Below are 25179 nucleotides of genomic sequence, written 5' to 3'. Positions count from 1 at the left end.
AATCATTGGGAAACACTAAAAAAACATTAGCCATATTTACACTTGTTCAGCATAAAAAAAGTACAGAGGCCTACTATGGATATGGACCTTATGTTAGAGAAATGAATATTTGGACACAACATTTTGCTAAGGTCATTATTGTAGCACCTTTTAGATCTAAAGCACAACCAGAAGCCATTGACACTAAGTATAATCATAAACACATAACCTTAGTTGAAGTGCCTAGTTTTAATATAAAATCCTTAGCTAGTATCTTAAAGCTTATACTAGTGATGCCAGCACTTTTATTAAAGATAGCTAAGGTGATGAAACAAGCAGATCATTTACATTTTAGATGCCCAAGTAATGTTGCTGCATTGGCAGGACTAATGCAAATCTTTTTTCCTAAAAAACCTAAAACTGTTAAATATGCAGGTAATTGGGATCCAAAAAGTCAGCAGCCTTTGGGCTATCGATTTCAAAAATGGCTCTTTAGTACTACAATTTTAACTAAGAATTGTAAAATTTTAGTCTATGGTAAATGGTTCAATCAGTCTAAAAACGTTATGCCTTTTAGCACGGCAACCTTTAGTAATTCTGAAAAGGTAGCTTATAAACCAAAAGTTTATACGGCCACCTTAAAATTTATCTTTTTAGGTAGTTTAGTTAAGGGAAAACGACCACTGCTTGCACTTCAAATTATAGAGGCTTTAAAGAAACACGATAAAGCTGTTGAGTTACATTTTTTCGGTGATGGTATCCTGTTTAATGACCTTAAAAATTACACTACACAAAATGCGTTATCTAAAGCAACTAAGTTGCACGGTAATGTTGCAATTACTGAGATTAAAGACCATTTAAAAAGTGCTCATTTTGTAATTTTGCCGTCCGTGAGCGAGGGTTGGCCAAAAGCCTTAGCCGAAGGTATGTTTTTTGGGGCAATACCAATTGCAACACCTGTGTCTTGTGTACCTTGGATGTTAGGAGAAGGCGAAAGAGGTATTTTTATTGAGCCACAAGTTGAGAGTGCCACAAGTACTATTTTAAGTGAAGTGTCTAAAGGAGATTTATATTTAAATGCTATGGCAAAAAACGCTCAAAATTGGTCACAACACTACACACTCGAGCGTTTTGAGGCTGATATTAATCTACTTTTAGAGGCCAAATGATAAAAGTTATTCAAATAATAGATGCCTTAGAGGCAGGTGGTGCCGAACGACTGGCTGTAAATTATGCTAATGGATTGGCTAAATTAGGCATTGCATCTCATCTATGTACAACAAGAGCAGAAGGCTCGTTAGTCAATACTATTGATAAAGACGTGGGTTATCTTTTTCTTAAAAAGACGGCTAAATTAGATGGTGTTGCTATTTTAAAATTGCGTAGGTATATTAAGCAGCATCAAATAGATATTATACATGCACATTCCTCATCTTTTTTTATAAGTACCATAGTTAAAATTGTAGTACCATCAGTTAAAATTATTTGGCACGATCATTACGGTAAAAGTGAAACCGTAGCTAAAAGACCAAAGCGCGTGCTAAGATTTTGCTCTAGGTTTTTCTCTTATATTTTTAGTGTAAATACAACCTTAAAGCTATGGTCTAAAGATAATTTACATTGCAATAATGTTGAGTTTATTAGAAACTTTCCGGTCTTGGTAACTAATAAATCAGAGGTAACAAAACTAAAAGGTTATAAGGGAAAACGGATATTATGCCTCGCAAACCTGAGGTCTCAAAAGGATCATCTTTTGCTGTTAGAGGCTTTTAAGTTGGTGCATCAAAAATTTCCTGAGTGGTCTTTACATTGCGTTGGTAAAGATTTTAAAGATGCGTATTCTCATCGGTATTTTCAGAAGATTGACGACTTAGGACTTTCTAAACATGTTTATTTTTATGACAGCCGTAACGATATTCTAAATATTATGCAGCAATGTCAAATAGGTGTTTTATCTTCAAAATCTGAAGGGTTACCATTAGCGTTGTTAGAATATGGTTTTGCCAAGCTACCAGTAATAGTTACTAACGTTGGGAGTTGTGGAGATGTCATAAATAATGAAAATTTAGGACAATTAATAGCATCTGGTGATGTGGAAAATTTTGCAAAAGCTATACTACGATACATTAAGGATGATGATTATAGATTATCTTGTGCAAAACATTTTAATAAAAGAGTAGAGGACGTTTATTCTGAAACATCAATATTAAATGATGTTGTAGAAATCTATCAAAAACTACTATAAACACAGCGTTTTGAATTTTAATTATCCTACAAAAATAGTAGCACACATTCTCTTAGGAATAGTAGTTCATTCTGTTCCGTTTGTACCGCGTATATTTTTCTTTGGAGTTATTGGCTATTTTCTATTTCAAATTATTTCAGTTCCGCCAAAAAAAAAGACTATAGCTGTATTAAAAGGCTGTGCTTATGTGGTTGGTGCCGAGATTTTATTTAGAATGACACACGCTGGTTTATTTTATGAATCTGCTAAATATTTTGTTATTTTATTTATGCTTATTGGTATGTATTACCGAGGGCTTTCTAATGGCTCTTACCCTTACGTGATATTTTTATTTTTATTAATTCCGTCTATTGTTATAGCATCTTCTACCATTGGTTTTGATTCTAATTTAAGAACCAATGTTGCTTTTGTATTAAGTGGGCCTATATGTTTAGGAATATCAGCGCTCTATTGTTATGATAAAAAAATAAGTTTTAAGCAACTCTTGGATATCTTACTTTATTTAGGACTTCCTATTGTAAGTCTTACCGCTTATGTCTTTTTATACACAGTTAGTTTAGAGGATATATTTAGAGGAACAGCATCTAATTTTGCAGCGTCTGGGGGGTTTGGGCCAAATCAAGTCGCTACTATTCTGGGTCTTGGTATGTTTATATTTAGTATTTTTTTCTTTATAAACTCCAAGAATACTACGTGTAGAATTATTAATCTTGTACTATTTGCACTTATGAGCTACAGAGGTATTATAACGTTTAGTAGAGGTGGAGTTCTTACGGCTATTTTAATGATTTTTGCGTTTTTAGGAGTGTTTTACTTTAGAGCTAGTGTTAAGAATAAGCGGATAGTAAGTATATCATTTATTGCTGTTTTGGTAGCATCGGGCTTAACATGGGTTATAAGTTCTACCCAAACAAGTGGGTTAATAGATAAGCGTTATGCCAACCAAGATGCTAGTGGTAAACTAAAAGAAGATGTTTCGGCAGGACGCGTAGATTTATTCTTAGGTGAGTTAGAGGGGTTTATTAATGAACCTTTTTTTGGAGTAGGAGCAAGTGGTATGAAAGAATTAAGAAAAGTTACTGAAGGAAGAGTAATAGCAACTCACAACGAATTAAGCCGAATGTTATCTGAGCATGGAACTTTAGGAATTATTATGCTTTTAATTTTAATAGGTGTGCCATTAGTATATCGCATTAATAATAGAAGAAACTACTTTTTTTATGCGTTTTTAGTATTTTGGTTTGCTACCATCAATCATTCGGCAATGCGAATAGCTGCACCTGGTTTTATATATGCCTTGGCACTTTTAAATGTAATTTATGAAAAACGTCCTATACATAGGAAACGCGCTATCGCATAAAGGTAGAACAATAACTACAATAGAGACTTTAGGTAAAAAACTGAAGGAGATATGCTCAGTTAAAGTAGCTTCTAACAAATCTAACAAGGTACTTAGACTATTAGATATGATATTTTTAGTGTTAAGAAATCCCTTTAAAACAGATTTTGTTTTAATAGATACTTATAGTACCACTAATTTTTATTATGCGCTAATTATCAGCCAAATATGTAGATTTTTTAAACTCAATTATATTCCCATACTACATGGAGGAAACCTAGAGCACAGATTGCAGAACAATCCTAAGTTAAGTCGTTTGATTTTTAACAATGCTTATAAGCTTGTGGCTCCTTCTAACTTTCTAAAAACAGTTTTCGAAAAGTATAACTATGAGGTTATATATATACCAAATTTTATAGAATTAAAAGACTACCCTTTTACAGATAGACCTATTGAGATTATAAAACTACTTTGGGTACGTTCATTTTCGTCCATTTACAATCCTAATCTCGCCATAAGTGTGTTAAAAGATTTGTTAGCCAAAAATTATGAAGCTTCTCTTACTATGATTGGTCCAGAGGTAGATGGATCATTATCTCTTGCCAAAGATTATGCAAAACAACATAACCTAGATGTTAATTTTACAGGAAAATTATCTAAAAAAGAATGGATACAATTATCGGGTCGTAGTAATATCTTTATTAACACCACAAACTTAGATAATACACCTGTTAGCTTAATTGAAGCTATGGCTCTTGGGTTACCTATAGTTTCAACCAATGTGGGAGGAATTCCTTATTTAATATCGGACAAAGTAGACGGTTTATTGGTGCCTAAAGCGCATTTAAAAGCTATGGTAGATCAAATTATTTACTTGGTAGAGAATGATACTATGAGAATAAAAACCATTCAAAATGCTAGAAGAAAGGCGGAACACTTTGATTGGGATAACGTAAAGATACGCTGGCTATCGGTTTTACAGTGAAAATTGTAAATAAATCCTAGAGACTTACTATATTTACGCAAAGCTTTTTCCTTATAATGAAGCATAAAAAAGGTATACACTTTGAAGTTTCAGAACGCAAGATTCTTCTTAGGGTCGTGGACTTATTTATGGTATTTCTTAGTCTCTACTGTTTAAACCTTTTTTTAGATTTCGATTACGTACAGGTTAACTCACAGAATTTAACAGCCTTGTTGCTACTTGGGATTTACGTTACAGTTTTTGGAACCATTTTTGAACTCTACGATCTCCAAAAAGCAAGTAAACTAGATACATCCTTTAAAAATGTTGTATTAATGGCCTCTATTGTAGTGCTTTTCTATCTGCTTACACCATTTCTATCACCGTATTTGCCAGAAGAACGAATTCAAATTCTCTATTTTTATCTTACAATTATAATTTCAGTATTTCTATGGAGGGTACTCTATATTACCCTTATTGAATCGCCTCGTTTCTACAAACGTATTTTATTGGTGGCAGAGATCTCTAATATTGAAAGTCTAATTGAAGCCTTGGATAGCTCAGATCCAAATTATAAAATAGTTGGTTTTATTAATAGTGAAGAAATAAATGACTTATCAGTAAAATATAAGGGTCTTAAAGAATTTAAACCCGATGATTTTTTAGAAATCATTATTAAAGAACGTATTTCTGAGGTTATTGTAGCCAATTTTAATATGGATGCCATGGTTTCTGAGGTGTATCATGATCTTATGCTGTTAATGGAGCGTGGATTTAAAATCCGAGATTACTCACAAGTTTATGAAGAACTTTTGCATAGAGTGCCTGTTCAGTTTGTAGGTAAAGATTTTTATAAATACTTTCCGTTTAGTAGAAGTAATGAGAATAAACTTTACATCTTTTTTCAAAGAGCTTTTGATATTGTTTTTGCCATTTTTGGACTTATTGCGTGTGTGCTAATTATACCATTTGTTTTAATAGGAAACATTTTTGGCAACAGAGGGCCATTATTTTATTCTCAGGAGCGTGTAGGAAAAAACAGCAAATCCTTTAGAATCTTAAAGCTAAGAACCATGATTGTAGATGCAGAGATTGATGGTGTAAAATGGGCTAAAAAAAATGACAATCGTGTTACGGCATTCGGTAGGTTTTTAAGACGTTCTCGGTTAGACGAAATTCCTCAATTTTATAATGTTTTAAAAGGCGACATGAGTGTTATTGGTCCAAGGCCAGAACGTCCTTTTTTTGTAAACGAGCTATCTCGGATCATTCCTTTTTATGAAACTAGACACATTATTAAACCAGGTTTAACAGGCTGGGCACAAGTAAATACCAGATATGGATCTTCTATAGACGATAGCTTAACAAAGCTTCAGTATGATTTGTATTATATAAAGCATAGAAGTATTTTTTTAGACTTTAGCATTTCTATAAAAACCTTAAGCACTATTCTATACTACAGAGGGCAATAAGGCTATTTTGTTGTTATATGCTGTAGAATAAAAAGATACCTTACAATAAGTGCAATTAGTATTGGTATTAAACCTACTGCAAATACCTGAACTCCAATAATCCAATGCAAGGTCATTAAGCAAAGTGAAATCATTAAAAACTTTAAGAAGGCTCTCACCCAATTTTTAACCTTTACCATTAATAATGGTCTAATTAAAATTAGATTTAGAGGAAATGCCCATAGTAAATTATAATTATAATTCGTAGCGGTGTGGTCGGTAGCAAACCATAGTAAAAGTAACAAAACACCAATACTGCCAGTACAAAACAAAAGTAAGGTGTCTAGCCATTTCGTTCTTTTATTAGAGGTATAATCCTTATAAGTTAAATAGAGTATTAAAAAACCTAAAACACCTAGGATAACAAGTGGGCTAAGAAAGCCATTTGACGATTTTTTAGTTTCCTTTTCTTTGTACAATATAGTTTTTTGCTGTGCTAATTTTTTACCGTTGCCCATAGTAGCATCAGCAAAAAAACGACTAATATATTTAGGTAAAAACATATACTCTCTAGCCGAAACCTCTCTGTCTATTAGAGATCCTAAAGCGATATCAATACCTAAACTTCCCCAAGAATTTTTAGGAACATGTTCGTAGATTAAATCTCTAAAACTGCTGTTTTTTAATTTGTTAGGTGCGGTAAAATTTATAGTGCTTGCCGTATTAGATTGTGTAACATCTCTAATCCGTGTAGCACAATTATCATAGAAAAAATCATAGAGATAGCGTCTGTTTTCAGGCTTGTAATTGTTTTCTAAGGCGCTAAATAGTTTTTGTTTTTCTAAAAATGATAAATTTAATATTTGCTCACTAATACTTCTGTCGTAGCTAGAATAATGATAGTAGACATCAGAATAATTATGTCTACTAATAAGATAATTGAGTTTGCCACGCGCAAATTTTAGATAGAAATTAGGAGCATCAAAATCATATTCGCCATAACCGTATACCAGATCTAAACCTTTAGTAGGGTCATTAATCCTAAAGGCACTATGCCCAAAGGCATCATTAAGCGAATGACCAGGCCCAAATGTTAGCACAGAGATTCTAGCGTTTTCAGACAGTTTAAACCCTTGTCCGAAGCTAAAAAACGAGATAAATAAAATAAGATAAAATGATAAGCGTAACTTTATCTGCATAAGATTTTGAGTATTGATTACCTAAATATACTAAAGTCTATCTTTAGTGAAAACACATTAGAATAAAGTGCAGCACTTTGGTCGCCAATATCTGTAAACGCATAATCTATTTGAATGCCCTTGTATTTAAAACCAACTCCAAAATTAGGCTGAAAGGTTAAGTCTTCAGAATTGTCTATCTGTAATTCGTTCTGAAAATTACCAACACCACCTCTTAAGAATACTAAATCTGTATAACCAAACTCAAATCCAATTGCTGGACTAATACTGGCAAAGGACGTGGAGATAATGTCGTTGTTTTCTTCAAATCGCACATTCAAATTAGCCGCAGTTTCTAAAGAATAGTCGTAATGAAAAATCCACTTTTTAGAAAATCCCAATTGAAGTTTAGGTATGGTTATTTCTGTAGTTTCTGGTAACTCCTGGTTTTGGCCATCAACAGCACCACTAATTTGTTCAAACTTTTCTTCGTTAATGGACCACGCATTGTATGTAGTTGTAATATCTCTAGCCATAAGTCCAAATTTCCAGCCAGACTGATTTTCAAATTGTATGCCAGCGTCTAATCCAAATCCCCAAGAAGATGCAAAATCTCCTATAATTCGTCTTATAACCTTAGCATTAACGCCAAAGTTTAAACCATCTAAAGGCAATTTCCTAGCATAAGAAAATGTGAGACCATAGTCTGCTGTAGAAAATGTATTTATTCTATCATAGTTAATATTACCTTCGTCATCTATTAATTGAGTGGTGTCTAAAATATCGTCTACACCAAATCTAATAAGTGAGATGCCAACGGCACTTCTATCATCTAAAGGCATGCCATAGCCTATATAATTGTAGTTGGCAATATTGGCAAAATAACTAGAGTGCATTAATGCAATTTGATTGTCTTCTAGGTGCACTAAACCGGCAGGATTCCAGTAACCAGAATTAACATCACTGGTTTGTGATACCACAGCATTGCTCATGCCTAGTGCTGCAGCATCAACACCAATATTCATAAATTCATTAGAATATTTTCTGGTAGATTGACCCGAAACAAATAGCATAGCTAGCGTTAAGAGAATTACAAGGTAATTTTTCAACAACAATTTTTTTACAAAGATGCACAATATTTTCTATCTAAATAACTTCAAAAAGCACATCTTATTGTTTTCTTTTTTGGTGGATTTGTTAAATAAATTAACATTAGCTCAAATACTTTATTATTTTTACAACTTCTAATTAACGCCAAATATGAAGCGACATATTCCAAATGTTGTAACACTACTTAATTTATTGTGTGGGTGTATTGCAGTAATTTTTGCTGTAAATAACCATTTTATAGCGGCTTCTATATTTGTGTGCTTAGGTATATTCTTTGATTTTTTTGATGGTTTACTGGCCCGAAAGTTAAACGTGCAGAGTCCTCTAGGTATTCAGTTAGATTCGCTTGCGGATCTTATAACAAGTGGTGTTGTTCCTGGTATAATAATGTTAAAACTGATAGCATTATCTATTGGTGTTAACGATTTTGTAGTATTTGAGGATAGTTGGAGTGAGTCTATGACATGGAGCAAATTTAAAATTTCGTACTTACCGCTATTTGGCTTATTAATTACCTTGGCTTCCGCTTATCGTTTGGCAAAATTTAATATTGATGAAGATCAACAAGCGTATTTTAAAGGACTTCCGGTTCCGGCAAATACATTAGTTATATTGGCCTTACCGCTTATCCTAGCCTATCAAAATACTAATTTTATAAGTTCAATAATTTTAAATAAGTGGTTTTTAGTGGGCTTAACACTATTAAGTTGTTATTTACTCAACTCAAATATTAAATTATTTGCTCTAAAATTTAAAAGTTGGAATTTTAAGGATAATACCATCCGTTACGTATTTCTAATCCTAAGTATTATACTATTAATTACTTTAAAATTTATTGCTATACCATTAGTAATAGTAACATATATTGTCTTGTCTCTAATGGATACAACCAATAGACTTAAAAAAGAAAATTAAACCATGGCAGAAGCTATTTTTACACTTTTAATGCTTGTGATGTTACAAGCTGTTTTGGGTTTTGATAATTTACTTTATATATCATTAGAATCTAAAAAGGCACCCTTAGAAGATCAAAAAAGAGTTAGAAAAGTTGGCATTCTTATAGCTATTGCTTTACGAATTGTTTTGCTATTTGTATTGGTTTCAGTTATAGAATATTTTCAAGAGCCCTTTTCCTTTTTAACAGGTAAAATAGATGATGTTTTAGATTTTTCGTTTAATGGTCATAGTATTATAGTTTTAATTGGTGGTGGTTTTATAATCTACACAGCCATTAAAGAAATTTGGCATATGATCTCAACTTCAGATTTAACGCAGATTGTAGATGGTGTAGATAATCCCAAACGTGGTAAATCGGCCAATGCAGCTATTGTGAGTATTGTTATTATGAATTTGGTTTTTTCTTTTGACTCTATTTTAGCCGCTATAGGTCTTACGAGTGATATTGAAAATTCTACAACAGCTTTTATTGTTATGGCAATAGCTATAGTATTTAGTGGTTTATTAATGCTATTACTTGCAGATAAGATTTCATCATTTTTAGCAAAAAACAGAATGTATGAAGTCTTAGGGCTTTTCATTCTATTTATAGTTGGTATTATGTTGGTGACTGAGGGTGGTCATTTAGCTCATCTCAAGATTTTTGGAAATGAAATTGTACCCATGAGTAAAACCACATTTTATTTTGTGATTGTTGTATTGGTAATTGTAGATATTGTCCAAGGGCGTTATCAGAAAAAAATAATTAAAGAAGAGTTAACTAACAGCTCAAAAAAATAGAAACCATGAAAATAATTAAAAGAAAGCGAAAACCTTTTTTTAGAATATTCTTTATGCTACTAGCAATACAATTAGTTATTGTTTTGGTTGATGCATTTTTTGCAAAAGGAGATAATCTTTTAGCGTCTATCACAGAACCAATAATTACTGTTATAAGCTTACCAATAGGTATAATAAGCCCTAATTTGCCATTTTATTCTGGTGAAGGTATACTTGTTTCTTTACTCTTTTGGGTGCTCAATACAGCTATACAAGCGGCTGCTTTGTATGTAGTATATAGAATGTTTAAAAGATTAAAATAAGGTAGTTTTAAAATTCTAACTTCTTTTTACGAAGCTCAAAATTTTGACCGAGATATACTTTACGGACCATTTCATCACTGGCTAATTCTTCTGGAACACCTGCTTTTAGGATGCCACCTTCAAACATTAAATACGTTCTATCGGTAATAGCTAATGTCTCTTGTACGTTATGATCTGTTATTAGGATGCCAATATTCTTTTTGGTGAGTTTGGCTATAATACGCTGAATATCTTCTACCGCCACCGGATCTACACCAGCAAAAGGCTCATCTAAAAGAATAAAATTTGGATCTGTAGCTAAGGCTCGTGCAATTTCTGTACGTCGTCGCTCACCACCAGATAATAAGTCGCCACGGTTAGTGCGTATGTGTCCTAAACCAAATTCTTCAATCAACGACTCCATTTTTTCGTGCTGTTGTTTTTTACTTAATTTAGTGAGTTGCAGTACACTTAAAATATTATCTTCTATACTCAATTTTCTAAACACTGAAGCTTCTTGTGCTAAATAACCAATACCATTTTGTGCACGCTTGTACATAGGGAATTTGGTAATGTTAGTATTCTCTAGATAGATATTACCACCATTTGGTTTTATAATACCTACAATCATATAAAAGGATGTTGTTTTACCAGCTCCGTTAGGGCCTAATAAACCTACGATTTCTCCCTGATTAACTTCTAGAGAAACATCTTTTACTACTTTTCGTCCACTATAGGACTTCATTAAATTTTCTGCACGTAGTTTCATATCGCTCTCTTAGATGGCTAAAATAGATATTTTTAAACGTGTTACTTTAGTTTTAACTGTTCTTTTAACAATTTAATTAAATCGTCTTTTTCTTTGATACGAACTTCATATTGTTCGATAAGTTTTTCTGAAAGGCCATTTACAGTTTTTATTTTTCCAATGTTTTGAAAGGTCATACCGCCTTTCTGTCCTTCATTAATAAAATGATTTGTCTCGCTAGATAAAAAATCTGTTATGTTTTTATCTAATACTTTACTCATTTTATCAATCATTTTTATATCAGGTACAGTTTTGTCGGATTCAAAATTAGATACTGTAGTTTGTGCAATATCTAAAAGTTCTGCTAATTCTAACTGCGATATACCTTTATCTTGTCTAAAGTGTCTTATTTTTGTGCCTAAGGTCATAATTATTAATATTTTGCTTAAAAACAGCAATATTCTGCTTAATTCTATATGACGATTTGGTTAGTTTTATACATCCCTTAAGAATTGATTTATAATTATAGCAATGTAACTATTAAATCAATATAAATTATGAACAACAAATTTTTAAGTGTTATAGTTTGTATAGCATTAATGGTTATTTCATTCTCTTGTGAAAGAGATGAAGAAGTAGCCCCAGAACAAGACTCAATTTTAAAAGGCTATTATACCAAATTAAAGCGGATAAAGCACTCTAAAAAAATACAAAAGGTTTCTTCGCTGTTTTCTGCAGAGAAAAACAATACGGATAATGGCTACAATTTTACCATTGATACTAACTTTGTACAAACCATTGAAGCAGAAGATTATGTAAGCTATACTTTTATTGCCGAAAAAGATAGTATTGATACCAATGCACTTCACAACTATGTTGTAACGTTTTATAACGATGACAGAGTGCACCAAATGTTAGTGAGATATCCTTTACTTGGCCTCAATTCTTATCAATATAATATGGATGCTATTACCGCAGAAGCAGTGTCAGGCGATTTATCCATTTTACAGAAAACAGGATGCCCAGATGGTTATCCAGTAACGCATTGGGATCCAAATCAAAATTGTATCGATTATTATTGCGGTGTTGGTGGTGGTGATGGATCACATGGTCCAGGTCAGTCTTGTGACAATGGAGATCAGGTCGCTTATCGAGAATGTTCTGGGGCTTGGGTGACAACTTGTATGCCTGATGAAAGCATCACTCCTGGTGAGCCTGGTAATGCCGGAGGTGGAGGTGGTGGATCTAATGACAGTGATGACATTGGTGTTGTCCCAGTAGATAGATGCATACAAATGCAAATGATAGATCCGAATTATGATTGTAATAGTGATTTAGAAGAAATTGAATGTCAAATCGATACTTCTTTGGCCTCACGAATAAATGATTTAGAAGATTCCAATCTTATTAATCAAATTAATACTTATCTTAGTATAAATGATAACTCTTGTCAGGCTAATAACTTTGTAAGTATTGCCTTGGATGCTATTGAAAACGGTGATGAGGTAGATTTTGAATTACAAAACATAAATAAATTAACCAATCCTTGTGCTAGGCAAATTTTTAATGAATTAGAAGAAGGAATTTATGAAGATGATGTCCTGAGTCCAGAAGTAAGTTTACCTCCAACAGATCCAGTTGGCGCAAATATTATACTTAATTTTTCAGAGACTATACTTTTATTATTTAATAACAGTGACTCGGTTCAGTACACAATACAAAATCAAGATTATGATGGTGGGAGTGCTTATACTGTAATTACAACAACGACCCTCAATAATTCTTATTTAGCAGAAGCTACTAAACTATCAATAGCAAGGACAATGATTCATGAATTAATACATGCTTATTTGAACAGTGTTTATTATAATTATTCTGGATTTGAAAATAACTCACTTAGAGATAAATTAAGACAATTTGCTATCGATAACGGCTTTACCGATTTAAATACATTTCATCATGAGTTTATGGGACAGTATGTAAATGCCATTGCATACGCTTTATATGAATGGGATAGAGATTATGGAACAGGTGGTGCTTTAGGATGGGATTATTATTACTCTATGGGATGGGGTGGATTATTTCAAACAAATCAAGAAGGTGTAATAATGGCTGAAACCGATACATTTGTAGAAAATGTTCCAAGTTCTTCTGACAGGCAAAATATAGCACTTATTGTATTTAATGAAACAAAAGGTAATAACGATGCGCAAGGTACAAACTGTAATTAATATTGTTTTTATAGTCCAATTTTTACTTCATCATAGTCTCTATGGTCAAGACGTATTCAATGGCAAATATATTTATACAGACGGAACACAGTCTTTTTTTAAGACTTACGAGTTTGATGAATTAGGAATATTCAAATTTAAATCTGGTAATGATACTGGGATATCATCCTACGGAAAAGGACACTATTTTATAAATAAAGACTCTTTGACTTTAAATTATGATTTGACTGAACTGAAGCATGAGAGTTATCATAAAGAGAAAAAGTATTTTAACACCAATGACTCACTACAAATAACTTTAAAAGTTTATGATTTTGAAAAAGAACCGATTTCAAATACAAGTATTTATTCATTTCCCCAGTACAAATCAATAAATACAGATAATAATGGTGAGGCTACCTTAAGATTTAGCAAAAGTGATATTAAGGAAAGTTTTAAGTTACATATTGAAGCACCTTTCTTTGCAAAGCATACTATTTTGTTAGATACTAATGCAAATTATGATATAGTTGTATTTATGAATGCATCTGAAGTCATTGGTTTTTCACATCCAAGAGCAATAAAAGATGAAACTGTAAGATATAAGATTGAAAAAATTGATAAGACTGAAATTACTTTATCAAATGAAAAGTTAGGTTCATTTAAATTAATTAAATCTAAACAAGAAAAAACTCAAAATTAATAAGCATAGAGATAGTAATTTGAAACTAAATAACGAATAAAAACTTAACTTTATGATAATTTCACTAAGATTAAGAGAGTAGTTAAGTTTAAATAATAAATTACTTTAGAATCCTATTTGAAACTTCAAATGGGATTCTTTTTTGCTATTGAAGTTTTAAAAAAAACTTTATTCATCATTCATTCATAATATATACAATATATAATGAGTTGAAAATTCAACCTTGATTATGATGCTCTTCAAGAGCTTCCCAATACTCATGAGCACGCCTTAAATGCGGAATTACAATAGTACCTCCAATTAACGTTGCAATACCTAAGGCTTCACTTATTTCTGCTTTAGATAAGCCTTCATTATAAGACGCTTCTAAATGGTATTTTACACAATCGTCACAACGTAAAACAGCAGAAGCTACCAATCCCAGAAGTTCTTTTGTTTTTTTATTAAGAACGCCTTCAGCAAACGCATTGGTGTCCAAATTAAAAATACGTTTTACAATTTTATTGTTATCTGCTAAAATTTTATCGTTCATTTTAGAACGATACTCGTTAAATTCTTTGACGATATCAGACATATTATTTTTGTTTACTCCCGACTGATCGGGATTGATTTTTTACTACAACGGCAGAAATATATATACTTATTTGATATAATATTAGTATTGGTATAGCAACTATAACCTGGCTAGCAATGTCTGGTGGAGTAATAACAGCCGATAAAATAAGGACAATAACCAATGCATACTTTCTGTATTTTCTTAAGAATTTTGGAGTTACCATTCCTATTTTAGTTAAGAAATAGATGAGAATAGGCAGCTCAAAAACAAAGCCAGAGGCTATAGCCGAAGAACGCACAATGGCTATTATAGAGCTAATATCAAACTCATTAGATATTAATTCACTGATCTGATAATTAGCTAAAAAGTTAATAGATAAAGGCGTAATAATGTAATAGCCAAAAAGTACACCAGTAAAAAATAAAAGAGATGCTACCACTAAAAACCCTCTAGAGCTTTTACGTTCATTGTCTCTTAAGCCAGGACTAATAAAACTCCATAATTGATAAAGCACATAAGGAAACGCTACAATAAAACCAGCGTATATAGAGGTCCAAATATGAGCAGAAAACTGACCTGCAACAGTACGGTTTTGAATTTTAAATGGAAATTTGTCAGCGCAAAATGTGGTATCGTCAATGCCTAATAATTTTGAAACTTGGCATAACCCATTATACGTAGGAAAGTCCATTTTGGTTGGTCCAAAAATGATAACGTCAAAAATAAATTTGTAAAATATAGCAGCAATAGTGGCGGCCACTACAATACCTAAAGTTGCTCTAATTAAATGCCATCTTAAATCTTCAAGATGGTCTAAAAAAGACATTTCATTAATATTTTTATTTGCCATTATATAATGCCTTCTTTTATTAAATCGTGTAAATGTACCACACCGCTATAGTTGCCATTATGTTCAACTAATAGTTGCGAAATTCCAAATTCTTCCATCAATTCTTTAGCATCAACAGCCATAGCATCGGATGCTATACGCCTCGGATTATTGCTCATTATATCTTGTGCAGTTAAATTAGCAAAATCGTTACCCTTACTAAGCATACGTCTTAAATCTCCATCTGTAATAATGCCAAGGATATTACCATCCTTAACAACAGCAGTAACTCCTAGCATTTTCTCAGTAATTTCAACAATAACATCTTTAAGACTTGCATTTAACCCAACTTGTGGTTTTAAGTTTTGAGCTGATAAATCGTTAACCCTAAGGTAGAGGCGCTTTCCTAATGCACCACCAGGATGATATTTTGCAAAATCTTTGCTCGAAAACCCTCTTAATTCCAATAAACACACGGCTACAGCATCGCCCATAACCAATTGGGCCGTTGTGCTTGTTGTTGGTGCTAAATTGTTAGGACACGCTTCTTGCGCAACAAAGGTGTTAAGAATATAATCTGCGTGTTGCCCTAAAAAAGAATCTTTATTGCCAGTAATGGCAATCATTTTGTTATTTGCATTTTTAATAAGTGGTACTAACACTTTAATTTCAGGCGTATTTCCGCTTTTAGAAATACAAATTACAACATCATCTTTTAAGATTAATCCTAAATCTCCGTGTATCGCATCTGCGGCATGCATAAACACCGATGGAGTACCAGTAGAATTTAATGTTGCCACAATTTTGTTAGCAATAATGGCACTTTTACCAATCCCAGTGATTATAACACGCCCTTTAGAATTGTATATAATATCAACAGCTTTGGCAAAATCATCAGTAATTAAATCTGATAAGTTTGCTATAGCTTCACTCTCTAATTTTATAGTGCTTTTTGCTAAGGCTGTTATTGATGATTGGTTGTTCACAATTTATTTTTTAGAGTGTTTTTTATGTTTAAAGAAATTGTTATATTTAAACTTATGCAAAAGTAAATAAAATACTAATAGGGATTAATGAGTATTGCAGAAATTGACTTACACTCCGCACTAAAAAAGTACTTTGGTTTTTCGGGATTTAAAGGGCTTCAAGAAGAAGTTATAAAAAATGTTTTGGCAGGTAATAATACCTTTGTGATAATGCCCACTGGTGGCGGCAAATCGCTCTGTTATCAATTACCAGCGTTGATGAAGGAAGGAACAGCCATTGTGGTTTCGCCACTTATTGCCTTAATGAAAAATCAAGTAGATGCCATAAGAGCCGTATCTGAACACGAAGGTGTTGCGCATGTTTTAAATTCATCGTTGAACAAAACCGAAGTTAAACGCGTTAAAGACGATATTACTAACGGTACTACTAAGTTGCTATATGTGGCACCAGAATCGCTCACCAAAGAAGAATATGTTGACTTTTTAAAAACACAGCAGATTTCTTTTATGGCTGTAGATGAAGCCCATTGTATAAGTGAATGGGGACACGATTTTAGACCAGAATATAGAAATCTTAAAACCATAATTAAACGCATAGGAGACAATATTCCTATTGTTGGTCTTACGGCTACGGCAACACCAAAAGTTCAGGAAGACATTTTAAAGAGTTTGGGGATGAGTGATGCTGTAACTTTTAAAGCATCATTTAATAGGCCAAATCTTTATTACGAAGTACGTCCAAAGACTAAGAATGTAGATGCAGATATTATCCGTTTTGTTAAGCAAAATGAAGGTAAGTCTGGCATTATATATTGTTTAAGTAGAAAGCGCGTAGAAGAATTAGCACAGGTATTACAAGTTAATGGTATTAAGGCAGTGCCTTATCATGCCGGATTAGATGCCAAAACAAGAGCGAAGCACCAAGATATGTTCCTAATGGAAGATACAGATGTTGTGGTTGCTACCATTGCTTTTGGTATGGGAATAGATAAGCCCGATGTACGCTTTGTAATTCATCATGATATTCCTAAAAGTATAGAAAGCTATTACCAAGAAACAGGACGTGCAGGACGAGATGGAGGAGAAGGCCACTGTTTAGCCTACTATGCTTATAAAGACATAGAAAAGTTAGAGAAATTTATGTCGGGTAAACCTGTTGCAGAACAAGAAATTGGGCATGCACTTTTGCAAGAAGTAGTAGCTTTTGCTGAAACTTCAATTTCTAGACGAAAATTTATATTACACTATTTTGGTGAGGAGTTTGATAATGCTACGGGTGAAGGTGGTGATATGGACGATAACATTCGTAACCCTAAAAAACAAGTTGAAGCAAAGCAGGAGGTAAAAGTATTGCTAGAGACCATAGCTAAAACTAACGAAAAATATAAGTCTAAAGATTTAGTGCAAGTAATAGTTGGTAAAGCCAATGCCTTAATATCATCGCATAAAACAGATACCTTACCATTTTTTGGTATAGGTAAAGCTAAGGATTCTAGATATTGGATGGCATTAATACGTCAAGTTTTAGTAGCAGGTTATTTAAAAAAGGATATTGAAACATACGGTGTTTTGCGATTAACTGAGGAGGGTAAAGAATTTATTAAAAATCCAATAGCCTTTTTAATGGCAGAAGACCATGTCTTTAATGAAGATAGTAATGATGGTATTATTACAAATGCAAAAGGAGGGGGTAGCGCAACAGATGAACAATTAATGGCCTTGCTTAAAGATTTACGTAAACGTAATGCTAAACGTCTCGGAGTACCGCCTTTTGTTATTTTTCAGGACCCGTCATTAGAAGATATGGCTTTAAAATATCCAATTACATTAGAAGAATTGTCTAATGTGCATGGTGTAGGAGAGGGTAAGGCTAAAAAATATGGTAAAGACTTTATTACACTTATAGCAGATTATGTTGAAGAACATGACGTTATGCGACCAGATGACTTGGTCGTAAAATCTACAGGAACCAATTCTGCATTAAAATTATATATCATTCAAAATGTAGATAGAAAGTTACCATTAGATGATATTGCTTCCGCAAAAGGAATGGAAATGCGAGATTTTATCAAGGAAATGGAATCCATTGTATATTCTGGTACAAAACTCAATATAAATTATTGGATTGACGAGGTTTTAGATGAAGACCAACAAGAAGAAATCCACGATTACTTTATGGAATCCGATAGTGATAAAATCTCAGATGCCATAGAAGAGTTTGATGGTGATTACGAAGATGACGAACTCCGATTATACCGCATTAAATTTATGAGTGAGGTGGCGAATTAGTCTTAAATGTTTTTGTTGCTAATCCAAACATTTTTTAAATAAAATACTATTGAATTCTAATAAAATAGTAGATGCAGATACTGTTATAATCCGCGGTTACAGTATTAAACTAAATCTTACTACGTTTTTAAGACTTATGCTTTTTATTGGTTCATTTAGCGCAGTCTGTTTTTTGTGGATTAATTCATCTAATAAAGTATTTCTTGGATTGGTTGCTTTTTTAATTGTAATGTTAGCCTTCATTTTTCATGCCTCAACAAAGATTGAGTTTTCAAAAGGCATACTGAAAGTTAAATATGGTGTATTACCTATAGTTAGAAAACGAAACCTTAGCGATTTAAGAAGAGTTCACATAGAATCCTCAAGAAGCTTCAGTGATGAAGCAGGTGGTACATTTGAATATTTGGTATTAGACTTTAACAAAGCTAAGAATATTAAAATTATAGTAGATCCTTTATCAAGAAAGTAACGAGAAGAGGTGACTTCAAAATTGAGTTATCTTAGATATAAGTTTACTGAGAACTCTGTTGATTAAAAATTGCTAGGAATTTTATTTAGTGTATCTGCTAAACAAAATCTCTTTTCCTTTTACGTTTAGTAAAATCTCTTTTAGTGTAGCTTTTTCAAGTCGTTTAATATCAGATTCTTCAACCTGAAAATCAATATTAGTCGCGTAACGGTTCTTATTACCAGTAGGGTTAGATTCAAATTCGAGAGAATCAGAGCTTAGTACCAATTCAAAATCCTTTCCTTTAAAGGTGAGCTTTGCACCATTTTTGCGCTTTACTTTAAGTGTCCCAACAATAACAGTTTGAAAAAAGAAGTAGCCACCTAAATCATTAAGACCAGCAAATAATACATTACTCTCAGAAACACCATAAGGTTTATGTTCTACGTCTTCAATAATAGATTCAATAGTATCGCTAGGTGTAGATTCTGTTTTTCCAAATAATTTTGAAAATGAAAAGCCCATAGTTTCGTTTTTGGGCAAATCTAGACTTATTAAATCAATTCTCAAATCTAAATTCGTAAATCATAAATCATTGCCTATCTTTGCAGCCTTAAATAAAAGAAAATAAAATGCAAGACGGTTTATACGCAAAATTTAATACCTCAAAAGGAGAAATAGTAGTTAATTTAGAATTTGAAAAAACACCAGGTACAGTTGGTAATTTTGTAGCCTTAGCAGAAGGGAATATGGAGAATTCAGCAAAGCCTCAAGGAACACCATATTACGATGGATTAAAATTTCATAGAGTAATACCAGATTTTATGATACAAGGTGGATGTCCTCAAGGAACAGGGACAGGAAATCCTGGTTATAAATTTGATGATGAGATCCATGCAGATTTAAAACACGATGCTCCTGGTAAATTATCAATGGCTAATGCTGGTCCAGGTACCAATGGTAGTCAATTTTTTATAACACATGTTGAGACCCCTTGGTTAGACGGAAAGCATACTGTTTTTGGTAATGTTATAGAAGGACAAGATATTGTAGATGCGGTTGCACAAGGCGATACTATAGATAGTTTAGAAATAGTTAGAGTAGGTGACGTAGCAGAACAATTTAATGCCATAGAAGCCTTTAGAACGTTTGAGGGAGCGCGCGAAAAACGTGTGGCTGCAGAGCGCGACGCAGCAAGAGCTGAGTTAGATAAATTGGCAGCTGGTTTTGATGAAACTGAAACAGGATTACGTTATAAGGTCATTCAACAAGGAGAGGGTAAAAAAGCAGAAAAAGGCAATACGGTTTCTGTTCATTATAAGGGTCAATTAGCAGACGGAACAGTGTTTGATTCGTCTTATAAGCGCAATGCACCATTAGATTTCCAAGTCGGAGTAGGGCAAGTTATTCCTGGTTGGGATGAAGGTATTTGTCTTTTAAATGTAGGTGATAAGGCACGATTAGTTATACCAAGTGATTTGGGCTATGGTTCGGCTGGTGCAGGAGGTGTAATTCCGCCAAATGCTACACTAGTTTTTGATGTAGAACTGATGGATGTTAAATAATTATACTTGCTTTTATAAAAGCTTATTGTTTAAAATTAAGAATAGTCCTTATGCCTTACTAATTAGGATATTTCATCAATTTTCTGCAAAAAAAATTAAAAAGTCTTACTGTTAATAGTGAGACTTTTTTTGGTACAATAATGGTTAATTATGATTATCTAGCAAAAGGAACAAGTGTTGTATATATACCTAGAAATCGTAGTTTCTAATACTGACATAGTAAACGCACTTAAATAATGAAGTTTAAGTTTAATTTTTTTTTCAATAACTGTTTTTAGGAATTAATTAGTAGCTTAGAACCAACTTATTTATGCAAAGTATAAGGCATACAAACTATTCTGATAAAATTATTAGAACGTTTAATTACGATTTTGCAGACGTTTTTTTGTTTGATAGATATATTGTTTCAGAAGTAAAAACAGGAATCACATTCTCTTGGGATAACCATGCAAAAGTAATTGTTGAAGATATTACCAAATATACCGAATCTAACGGAGAAGATTTAATATACCTCTCTCACAGAATATATTCTTATTCTGTTCAGCCAATGGACTGGCTAAAGTTTTATCGTAACAGGTTTAACCTAAAAGGTTATGGCGTTATTGGCTACAACAGCAATAGTTTTATGAACACTGTTATCGAGAATCTGTTTTTCACCAACAATAGCGTTAGATTTAGAGATTTAGATACCGCAAATCAATGGGCTACAAATAAAATTCTTACAGGATGAGATGAATAAATACGATTTTAAAACAAGCGTTTGTAGTTTAGTAAGCCAAACTTAGCATACTCATAATTATTGTAATTATAAAAGCATAACTCTTAACTGGCGTATAGAGTTTCTGTTTCTGGTCTTTACAGTACCAATTGGTATTTTTAAATATTCGGATGCTTGTTTATGGGTATAGCCTTTAAAATAAATTAAGTCTATTACCTTGAGATCGTTGGCACTTAACCCAGACATAAAATCTTTTAAGCCTATAGTGTTGGTTAAACTATCTAAATTTTTAGAACACTCAATGCAATGTGAGTAATCCTCTGCATTAAGATTCATTAAGTTATTCTTATAATCTTTTGATCTAATTTTATCTAAGGCACTATTCCTAGCAATATTTAATAACCAAGTAAAAAATCGACCTTTTTTTGCTGAATACGATGCTGATTTTCTCCATGCTTTCATAAAAGTATCTTGCATTAATTCTTCGGCTATGGAGCTATCTTTTACAATATTGAATATTATACCGTATATACTACTATTATAGAGATCATAAAGCTCTTTAAAAGCATTGTGATCTTTATTTTGAAAATCGCATACTAAAGCGTCTAGATTAGACATGAAAATTTTATAATTTCTGCTAAACTATGGACAGTTTATACTTAAAAAGGACTTAATCCAATAAGCTTTTAACTCCTTTCAAACGGCTTTAAAGAAAAGGTTGTTTTTAGGGTACACTGTTTACAACACCAAGCGTATAAAGTTGTTCCATTGTTGGACTTTCGCTACCACCTTTTGGCTCTAAAGTAATACCAAATGCTTGACTTTCATTAGCATTTGCAATGGTAAAGATTTTGTTTTCATCAGTATTAAAATTGTCAATAGTGCCCAAACTAGTTGGTGTTAATGGGTTTAAAGTTAAGGACCACACTTGCCATACTTTACCTTCTGGTGCATTTGGTAAGCCTTCACCATCTAAATAAATGGTATTATCTTCTTTGTTCCAATACACTTTAGCATAAGTAGATGCATAGTCACCTTGACCACCTAGAGGAATGGTTAAGATATCTTTACCTCTTATAGAATTGAGTAAGTTTTTATTATCCTGAGAATCTTTCTTTGTATCCTCGATCTTGATTTCTAGAAATTGATTCTCTGTTTCTACGGTCTTAAGTTCCTTTTTTAACTCCTTATTATTATTTAGCGTCCATAATAAGCCTCCAGCCAACAAAATTGAAGCAGCCCAACCTGTATAAGATATCCAACCAGGTTTATTTGGTTTAAGGTCTACTACTCTTGTATCTGTATGTCCTAATTTGCCTTTAAAGGAGTCAAAATTTATGGAGTGCGGAGATACAGCAGCTGTTAGTTTTACCACAGCAGCTTCAATCTCTAAAACCTCTTGTAATATTTCAGGATGTTGTTGCATCAACTCATAGACTTCCTGATTTTCTTTATCAGATAGTTGGCCAGCTACGTATAACTCTAATATGCCTGTTTCTATGTATGCTTTTATATCCATATTATAATATTGTATCTCTTAATTGTTGAATACAATTTTTATTTCTTGTTTTAATTGTACCAATAGGCATTTGTAGTTCTTCTGAAGCTTCTTTTTGTGTAAATCCTTTAAAATAAAGTAACTCAATAACTTCTTTACATTTTTGCCCAAGGTTGGTTACAAACTTTTTAATTCCGATAGCATCCGTGCTTCTATCTAAATTTTCATTGCTTGTTATTATATCTACGAAAAAATCAGCATTAAGGTTTTGCTTTGATTGTTTAAAAGCCTTAGAACGTGTTTTATCTATAGCTGTATTACGTGCTATGTTTAATATCCAAGTAAAAAACCGTCCTTTTTTTGAAGTATATGTATCGGCTTTATTCCATGCTTTTATAAAGACATCTTGCATCAATTCATCAGCAATATCTTTATCTTTTACTATATTATATACAACACCATGTATACTATCACCATACATGTTGTAAAGTTTTTCAAAAGCAACTTGATCTTTGTTTTGAAATTCCTTTACTAAAGTTTCTAAATCTATCATATGCAGTTTATTTAGACTCTCGCAGATATGAGGAAGAAAGTAACTGCAATATTCTAGCTATTAATATTTAATATGTTAAGTAATAATAATCTACTCAATAATGCCTGCGCATCCTACACGAGCACCAGCAGCACCAGAGGGTTGTGATTTTAAATCATCAACTCCTAAATGTACAATGACGGCTTTGCCTATTATGTCCTTGGTGCTATCACCACAACCAATGCACCATTCGTCTGTAGTTTTTGTGATTGTAGCTCTACCATCTGAGTTGGTCATAAAATTGCCTATATCACCTTTATGGTAACCAGTATCATCACCCCAAGCACCATGTGGTTGACCTGTAGGATTCCAATGACCGCCAGAAGATTTTCCATCAGGAGATGAGCAATCTGCTTTTTCGTGTAAGTGAATAGCGTGTTTACCTTCTTCTAAACCTGTAATGGTACCAACCATAATTACTTTACCATCTTTTTCGGTAAAATTTATGGTACCCGATACATTACTTTCGCTTTTAGGTGACAAGGTTACCGACAATCTTTTTTCTTGAGATGCTTCTTCAACGATTTCTTCAACGATTTTTTCAACTTCTTCAGTTTCTTTTTTAGATTCTTTACAGGCTGTTGCAAATACAACAGAAATTATCAGTACAAAAAGCTTTAAGTTTTTCATTTTTAGACTATTTTAATTGTAGTAAAGTTAAGTAGATAAATGTACACGACCAAAAAAGATATTAATTCGTCTTTAACCAAAGTTTTGGATCTCTAATACCACGTTTTAAATTTGATACTATTAGTAAAGCTTTGTCAACACACATCTGAGCTGATTTATATCTTGAAACTGTATAAATAATGCTACGCTGTCGTCCTGGTGTAAGATTTTCAAAAATAGTGTAAGCCTCATCATCACTTAATAAAACAGCTTCGAGTTCTTCCGACATCTCAACACCGTATTTTGAGAGGTCTTCAAATACCTGAAGTTGAAAATAATCGTTCGTAAAGAGGCCTAACTCCTTTTGTTTTGCTTTACTGAAGTATATGCGGTACAATCCTGTTTTATCTTTTTTTAGTGCTGCATAAAATTCAATTTTTTTAGCTTCAAACGACGCCAAAACTCTAATACGTTTGTGATCCCATTTAATAAAATCTTTAATAGGTTCTTTTGGCAGAATAATACTTTGTTTATCTGCAAGTGTTACTTCAAAAGATTGACTTTTAAGCATCACAGTTTATTTAATTTTTAATCTACACCAAAAGTTTTCGTTTCTTTAAATGGATTGGTTTGCAGAGTTTTCATTTCATTTGCATAGGTTTTCCATTCCGTATTGAAAAATTTATTAGTTTCACTTAATAACTCCTTTACCGCACTTTTGGCATTATTAACCAAAGTAGTTTCGGTTGACGTAATTCCAGTTTGGCTGCCGCTTATATAACTTCTAGCAGTGCCAAGACGTTGTAATGTTGTTACTTCGGGATTTCGAGTAATACCTTGACGCTTATCTTCTTTTCCAAAGTATTTATCTAGCAGTTTATCAATGGATTTTACGATAGAATCTGAAGCTTTAATCTGCTCTTTATATTTTTCTTTGTCCAGCTTTTTTAAATCCGATTGGTATTTTGAAGCAATATTTTTACTCTCAACGAGCTGCTTTGAAGCATCGGCTAAAGTCTGTGACAATTTTTCTAATTCTTTAGAAGCCGCATAAACTTCATCAATGTTCTTTTGCGAAATATTTAACCTTGGATCTGAAGCTACTTTAATGGTCGTTTCAGACATTTGATCCCCATAATGTAAA

At 32.6% G+C, this 25179-nt stretch carries 27 protein-coding genes and 1 pseudogene; 14 read left to right on the top strand and 14 right to left on the bottom strand.

Annotated features, from left to right (window positions below):
- Positions 1-5: 5 nt before the first annotated feature.
- The 5 genes from Q0800_RS13140 to Q0800_RS13120 are packed head-to-tail and all read left to right on the top strand — an operon-like array spanning position 6 to position 5999.
- Positions 6-1148, top strand: coding sequence for a glycosyltransferase family 4 protein (locus Q0800_RS13140; protein ID WP_299130558.1), 1143 nt, complete (start codon positions 6-8; stop codon positions 1146-1148).
- Entirely contained in the window at positions 1145-2224 is a 1080-nt protein-coding gene (locus Q0800_RS13135) for a glycosyltransferase family 4 protein (protein WP_299130555.1), read from the top strand. The genes Q0800_RS13140 and Q0800_RS13135 overlap by 4 nt, the downstream gene beginning before the upstream one ends.
- Positions 2225-2234: 10 nt before the next feature.
- Positions 2235-3584 (top strand): O-antigen ligase family protein, encoded by a 1350-nt coding sequence (locus Q0800_RS13130; RefSeq protein ID WP_299130552.1) that lies wholly within the window; start codon positions 2235-2237, stop codon positions 3582-3584.
- Positions 3544-4548 (top strand): glycosyltransferase family 4 protein, encoded by a 1005-nt coding sequence (locus Q0800_RS13125; protein WP_299130549.1) that lies wholly within the window; start codon positions 3544-3546, stop codon positions 4546-4548. The genes Q0800_RS13130 and Q0800_RS13125 overlap by 41 nt, the downstream gene beginning before the upstream one ends.
- Positions 4549-4604: 56 nt before the next feature.
- On the top strand, positions 4605-5999 hold the full coding sequence (locus tag Q0800_RS13120) for a sugar transferase (protein ID WP_299130546.1): 1395 nt from the start codon (positions 4605-4607) through the stop codon (positions 5997-5999).
- A 2-nt stretch (positions 6000-6001) separates the two neighbouring features.
- On the opposite strand, the gene Q0800_RS13115 is transcribed toward Q0800_RS13120, so the two are convergent.
- Positions 6002-7177: a DUF4105 domain-containing protein gene (locus Q0800_RS13115; RefSeq protein WP_299130543.1), complete on the bottom strand. Its 1176-nt coding sequence runs from the start codon at positions 7175-7177 to the stop codon at positions 6002-6004.
- 17 nt (positions 7178-7194) lie between these two features.
- Positions 7195-8229 carry a PorV/PorQ family protein gene (locus tag Q0800_RS13110; protein ID WP_299130619.1) on the bottom strand — a complete coding sequence of 345 codons (1035 nt, stop codon included), beginning with the start codon at positions 8227-8229 and terminating at the stop codon, positions 7195-7197.
- A gap of 187 nt (positions 8230-8416) precedes the next feature.
- On the opposite strand from Q0800_RS13110, the gene Q0800_RS13105 reads away from it, so the two are divergent.
- Genes Q0800_RS13105 through Q0800_RS13095 form a run of 3 tightly spaced genes read left to right on the top strand, consistent with a single transcriptional unit; the run spans position 8417 to position 10305 of the window.
- A complete protein-coding gene (locus Q0800_RS13105; RefSeq protein ID WP_299130541.1) occupies positions 8417-9181 on the top strand; it encodes a CDP-alcohol phosphatidyltransferase family protein in 765 nt (254 codons plus the stop codon).
- 3 nt (positions 9182-9184) lie between these two features.
- The gene (locus tag Q0800_RS13100) at positions 9185-10003 is read left to right on the top strand and encodes a tellurium resistance protein TerC (protein ID WP_299130539.1); all 819 of its coding nucleotides are present in this window, start codon (positions 9185-9187) and stop codon (positions 10001-10003) included.
- Positions 10004-10008: 5 nt separating this feature from the next.
- Positions 10009-10305 (top strand): hypothetical protein, encoded by a 297-nt coding sequence (locus tag Q0800_RS13095; RefSeq protein WP_299130537.1) that lies wholly within the window; start codon positions 10009-10011, stop codon positions 10303-10305.
- Between the two features lie 7 nt (positions 10306-10312).
- Here the strand turns inward: Q0800_RS13095 and lptB are convergent, their stop codons facing one another.
- Both lptB and Q0800_RS13085 read right to left on the bottom strand, forming a co-directional pair.
- Positions 10313-11053, bottom strand: coding sequence for an LPS export ABC transporter ATP-binding protein (lptB, locus tag Q0800_RS13090; RefSeq protein WP_299130536.1), 741 nt, complete (start codon positions 11051-11053; stop codon positions 10313-10315).
- 41 nt (positions 11054-11094) lie between these two features.
- Complete coding sequence (locus Q0800_RS13085; protein WP_299130535.1) at positions 11095-11460, bottom strand: helix-turn-helix transcriptional regulator; 366 nt, start codon at positions 11458-11460, stop codon at positions 11095-11097.
- 129 nt (positions 11461-11589) lie between these two features.
- On the opposite strand from Q0800_RS13085, the gene Q0800_RS13080 reads away from it, so the two are divergent.
- Complete coding sequence (locus Q0800_RS13080) at positions 11590-13263, top strand: hypothetical protein (RefSeq protein WP_299130534.1); 1674 nt, start codon at positions 11590-11592, stop codon at positions 13261-13263.
- A complete protein-coding gene (locus tag Q0800_RS13075; RefSeq protein WP_299130533.1) occupies positions 13217-13945 on the top strand; it encodes a hypothetical protein in 729 nt (242 codons plus the stop codon). Before Q0800_RS13080 ends, Q0800_RS13075 begins: the two co-directional genes overlap by 47 nt.
- Before the next feature lie 217 nt (positions 13946-14162).
- Here Q0800_RS13075 and Q0800_RS13070 read toward each other — a convergent pair whose 3' ends face one another.
- The 3 genes from Q0800_RS13070 to Q0800_RS13060 are packed head-to-tail and all read right to left on the bottom strand — an operon-like array spanning position 14163 to position 16316.
- A complete protein-coding gene (locus Q0800_RS13070) occupies positions 14163-14519 on the bottom strand; it encodes a carboxymuconolactone decarboxylase family protein (RefSeq protein WP_299130532.1) in 357 nt (118 codons plus the stop codon).
- 1 nt (position 14520) lies between these two features.
- Positions 14521-15351, bottom strand: coding sequence for a twin-arginine translocase subunit TatC (gene tatC / locus Q0800_RS13065; RefSeq protein ID WP_299130531.1), 831 nt, complete (start codon positions 15349-15351; stop codon positions 14521-14523).
- Entirely contained in the window at positions 15351-16316 is a 966-nt protein-coding gene (locus tag Q0800_RS13060; protein WP_299130530.1) for a KpsF/GutQ family sugar-phosphate isomerase, read from the bottom strand. The genes tatC and Q0800_RS13060 overlap by 1 nt, the downstream gene beginning before the upstream one ends.
- Positions 16317-16403: 87 nt before the next feature.
- Here Q0800_RS13060 and recQ point away from each other — a divergent pair, with 87 nt between their 5' ends.
- Positions 16404-18605 (top strand): DNA helicase RecQ, encoded by a 2202-nt coding sequence (gene recQ / locus Q0800_RS13055; protein WP_299130529.1) that lies wholly within the window; start codon positions 16404-16406, stop codon positions 18603-18605.
- A 49-nt stretch (positions 18606-18654) separates the two neighbouring features.
- Positions 18655-19074: a hypothetical protein gene (locus tag Q0800_RS13050; protein WP_299130528.1), complete on the top strand. Its 420-nt coding sequence runs from the start codon at positions 18655-18657 to the stop codon at positions 19072-19074.
- Positions 19075-19155: 81 nt separating this feature from the next.
- Here the strand turns inward: Q0800_RS13050 and Q0800_RS13045 are convergent, their stop codons facing one another.
- The gene (locus Q0800_RS13045) at positions 19156-19578 is read right to left on the bottom strand and encodes a hypothetical protein (RefSeq protein ID WP_299130527.1); all 423 of its coding nucleotides are present in this window, start codon (positions 19576-19578) and stop codon (positions 19156-19158) included.
- Positions 19579-19685: 107 nt separating this feature from the next.
- Here Q0800_RS13045 and Q0800_RS13040 point away from each other — a divergent pair, with 107 nt between their 5' ends.
- Both Q0800_RS13040 and Q0800_RS13035 read left to right on the top strand, forming a co-directional pair.
- Positions 19686-20618 carry a peptidylprolyl isomerase gene (locus tag Q0800_RS13040; protein WP_299130526.1) on the top strand — a complete coding sequence of 311 codons (933 nt, stop codon included), beginning with the start codon at positions 19686-19688 and terminating at the stop codon, positions 20616-20618.
- Between the two features lie 310 nt (positions 20619-20928).
- Complete coding sequence (locus tag Q0800_RS13035; RefSeq protein WP_299130525.1) at positions 20929-21348, top strand: hypothetical protein; 420 nt, start codon at positions 20929-20931, stop codon at positions 21346-21348.
- Between the two features lie 75 nt (positions 21349-21423).
- Here Q0800_RS13035 and Q0800_RS13030 read toward each other — a convergent pair whose 3' ends face one another.
- The 6 genes and pseudogenes from Q0800_RS13030 to Q0800_RS13005 all read right to left on the bottom strand — a co-directional run.
- Positions 21424-21954 carry a sigma-70 family RNA polymerase sigma factor gene (locus Q0800_RS13030; protein ID WP_299130524.1) on the bottom strand — a complete coding sequence of 177 codons (531 nt, stop codon included), beginning with the start codon at positions 21952-21954 and terminating at the stop codon, positions 21424-21426.
- Between the two features lie 106 nt (positions 21955-22060).
- Entirely contained in the window at positions 22061-22855 is a 795-nt protein-coding gene (locus Q0800_RS13025) for an anti-sigma factor (RefSeq protein ID WP_299130523.1), read from the bottom strand.
- A 1-nt stretch (position 22856) separates the two neighbouring features.
- Complete coding sequence (locus Q0800_RS13020) at positions 22857-23384, bottom strand: sigma-70 family RNA polymerase sigma factor (protein ID WP_299130617.1); 528 nt, start codon at positions 23382-23384, stop codon at positions 22857-22859.
- 93 nt (positions 23385-23477) lie between these two features.
- On the bottom strand, positions 23478-24056 hold the full coding sequence (locus tag Q0800_RS13015) for a superoxide dismutase family protein (RefSeq protein ID WP_299130522.1): 579 nt from the start codon (positions 24054-24056) through the stop codon (positions 23478-23480).
- Between the two features lie 61 nt (positions 24057-24117).
- Complete coding sequence (locus tag Q0800_RS13010; RefSeq protein ID WP_299130521.1) at positions 24118-24606, bottom strand: YdeI/OmpD-associated family protein; 489 nt, start codon at positions 24604-24606, stop codon at positions 24118-24120.
- Positions 24607-24623: 17 nt separating this feature from the next.
- Positions 24624-25179 (bottom strand): annotated as a pseudogene (locus Q0800_RS13005) (hypothetical protein); the annotation flags it as partial.

It is taken from the genome of uncultured Winogradskyella sp. (assembly GCF_937958655.1).
Lineage (GTDB): Bacteria > Bacteroidota > Bacteroidia > Flavobacteriales > Flavobacteriaceae > Winogradskyella.
The sequence above is the reverse complement of the archived record's forward strand: the minus strand, read 5'-3'. Positions and strand labels throughout refer to the sequence as shown.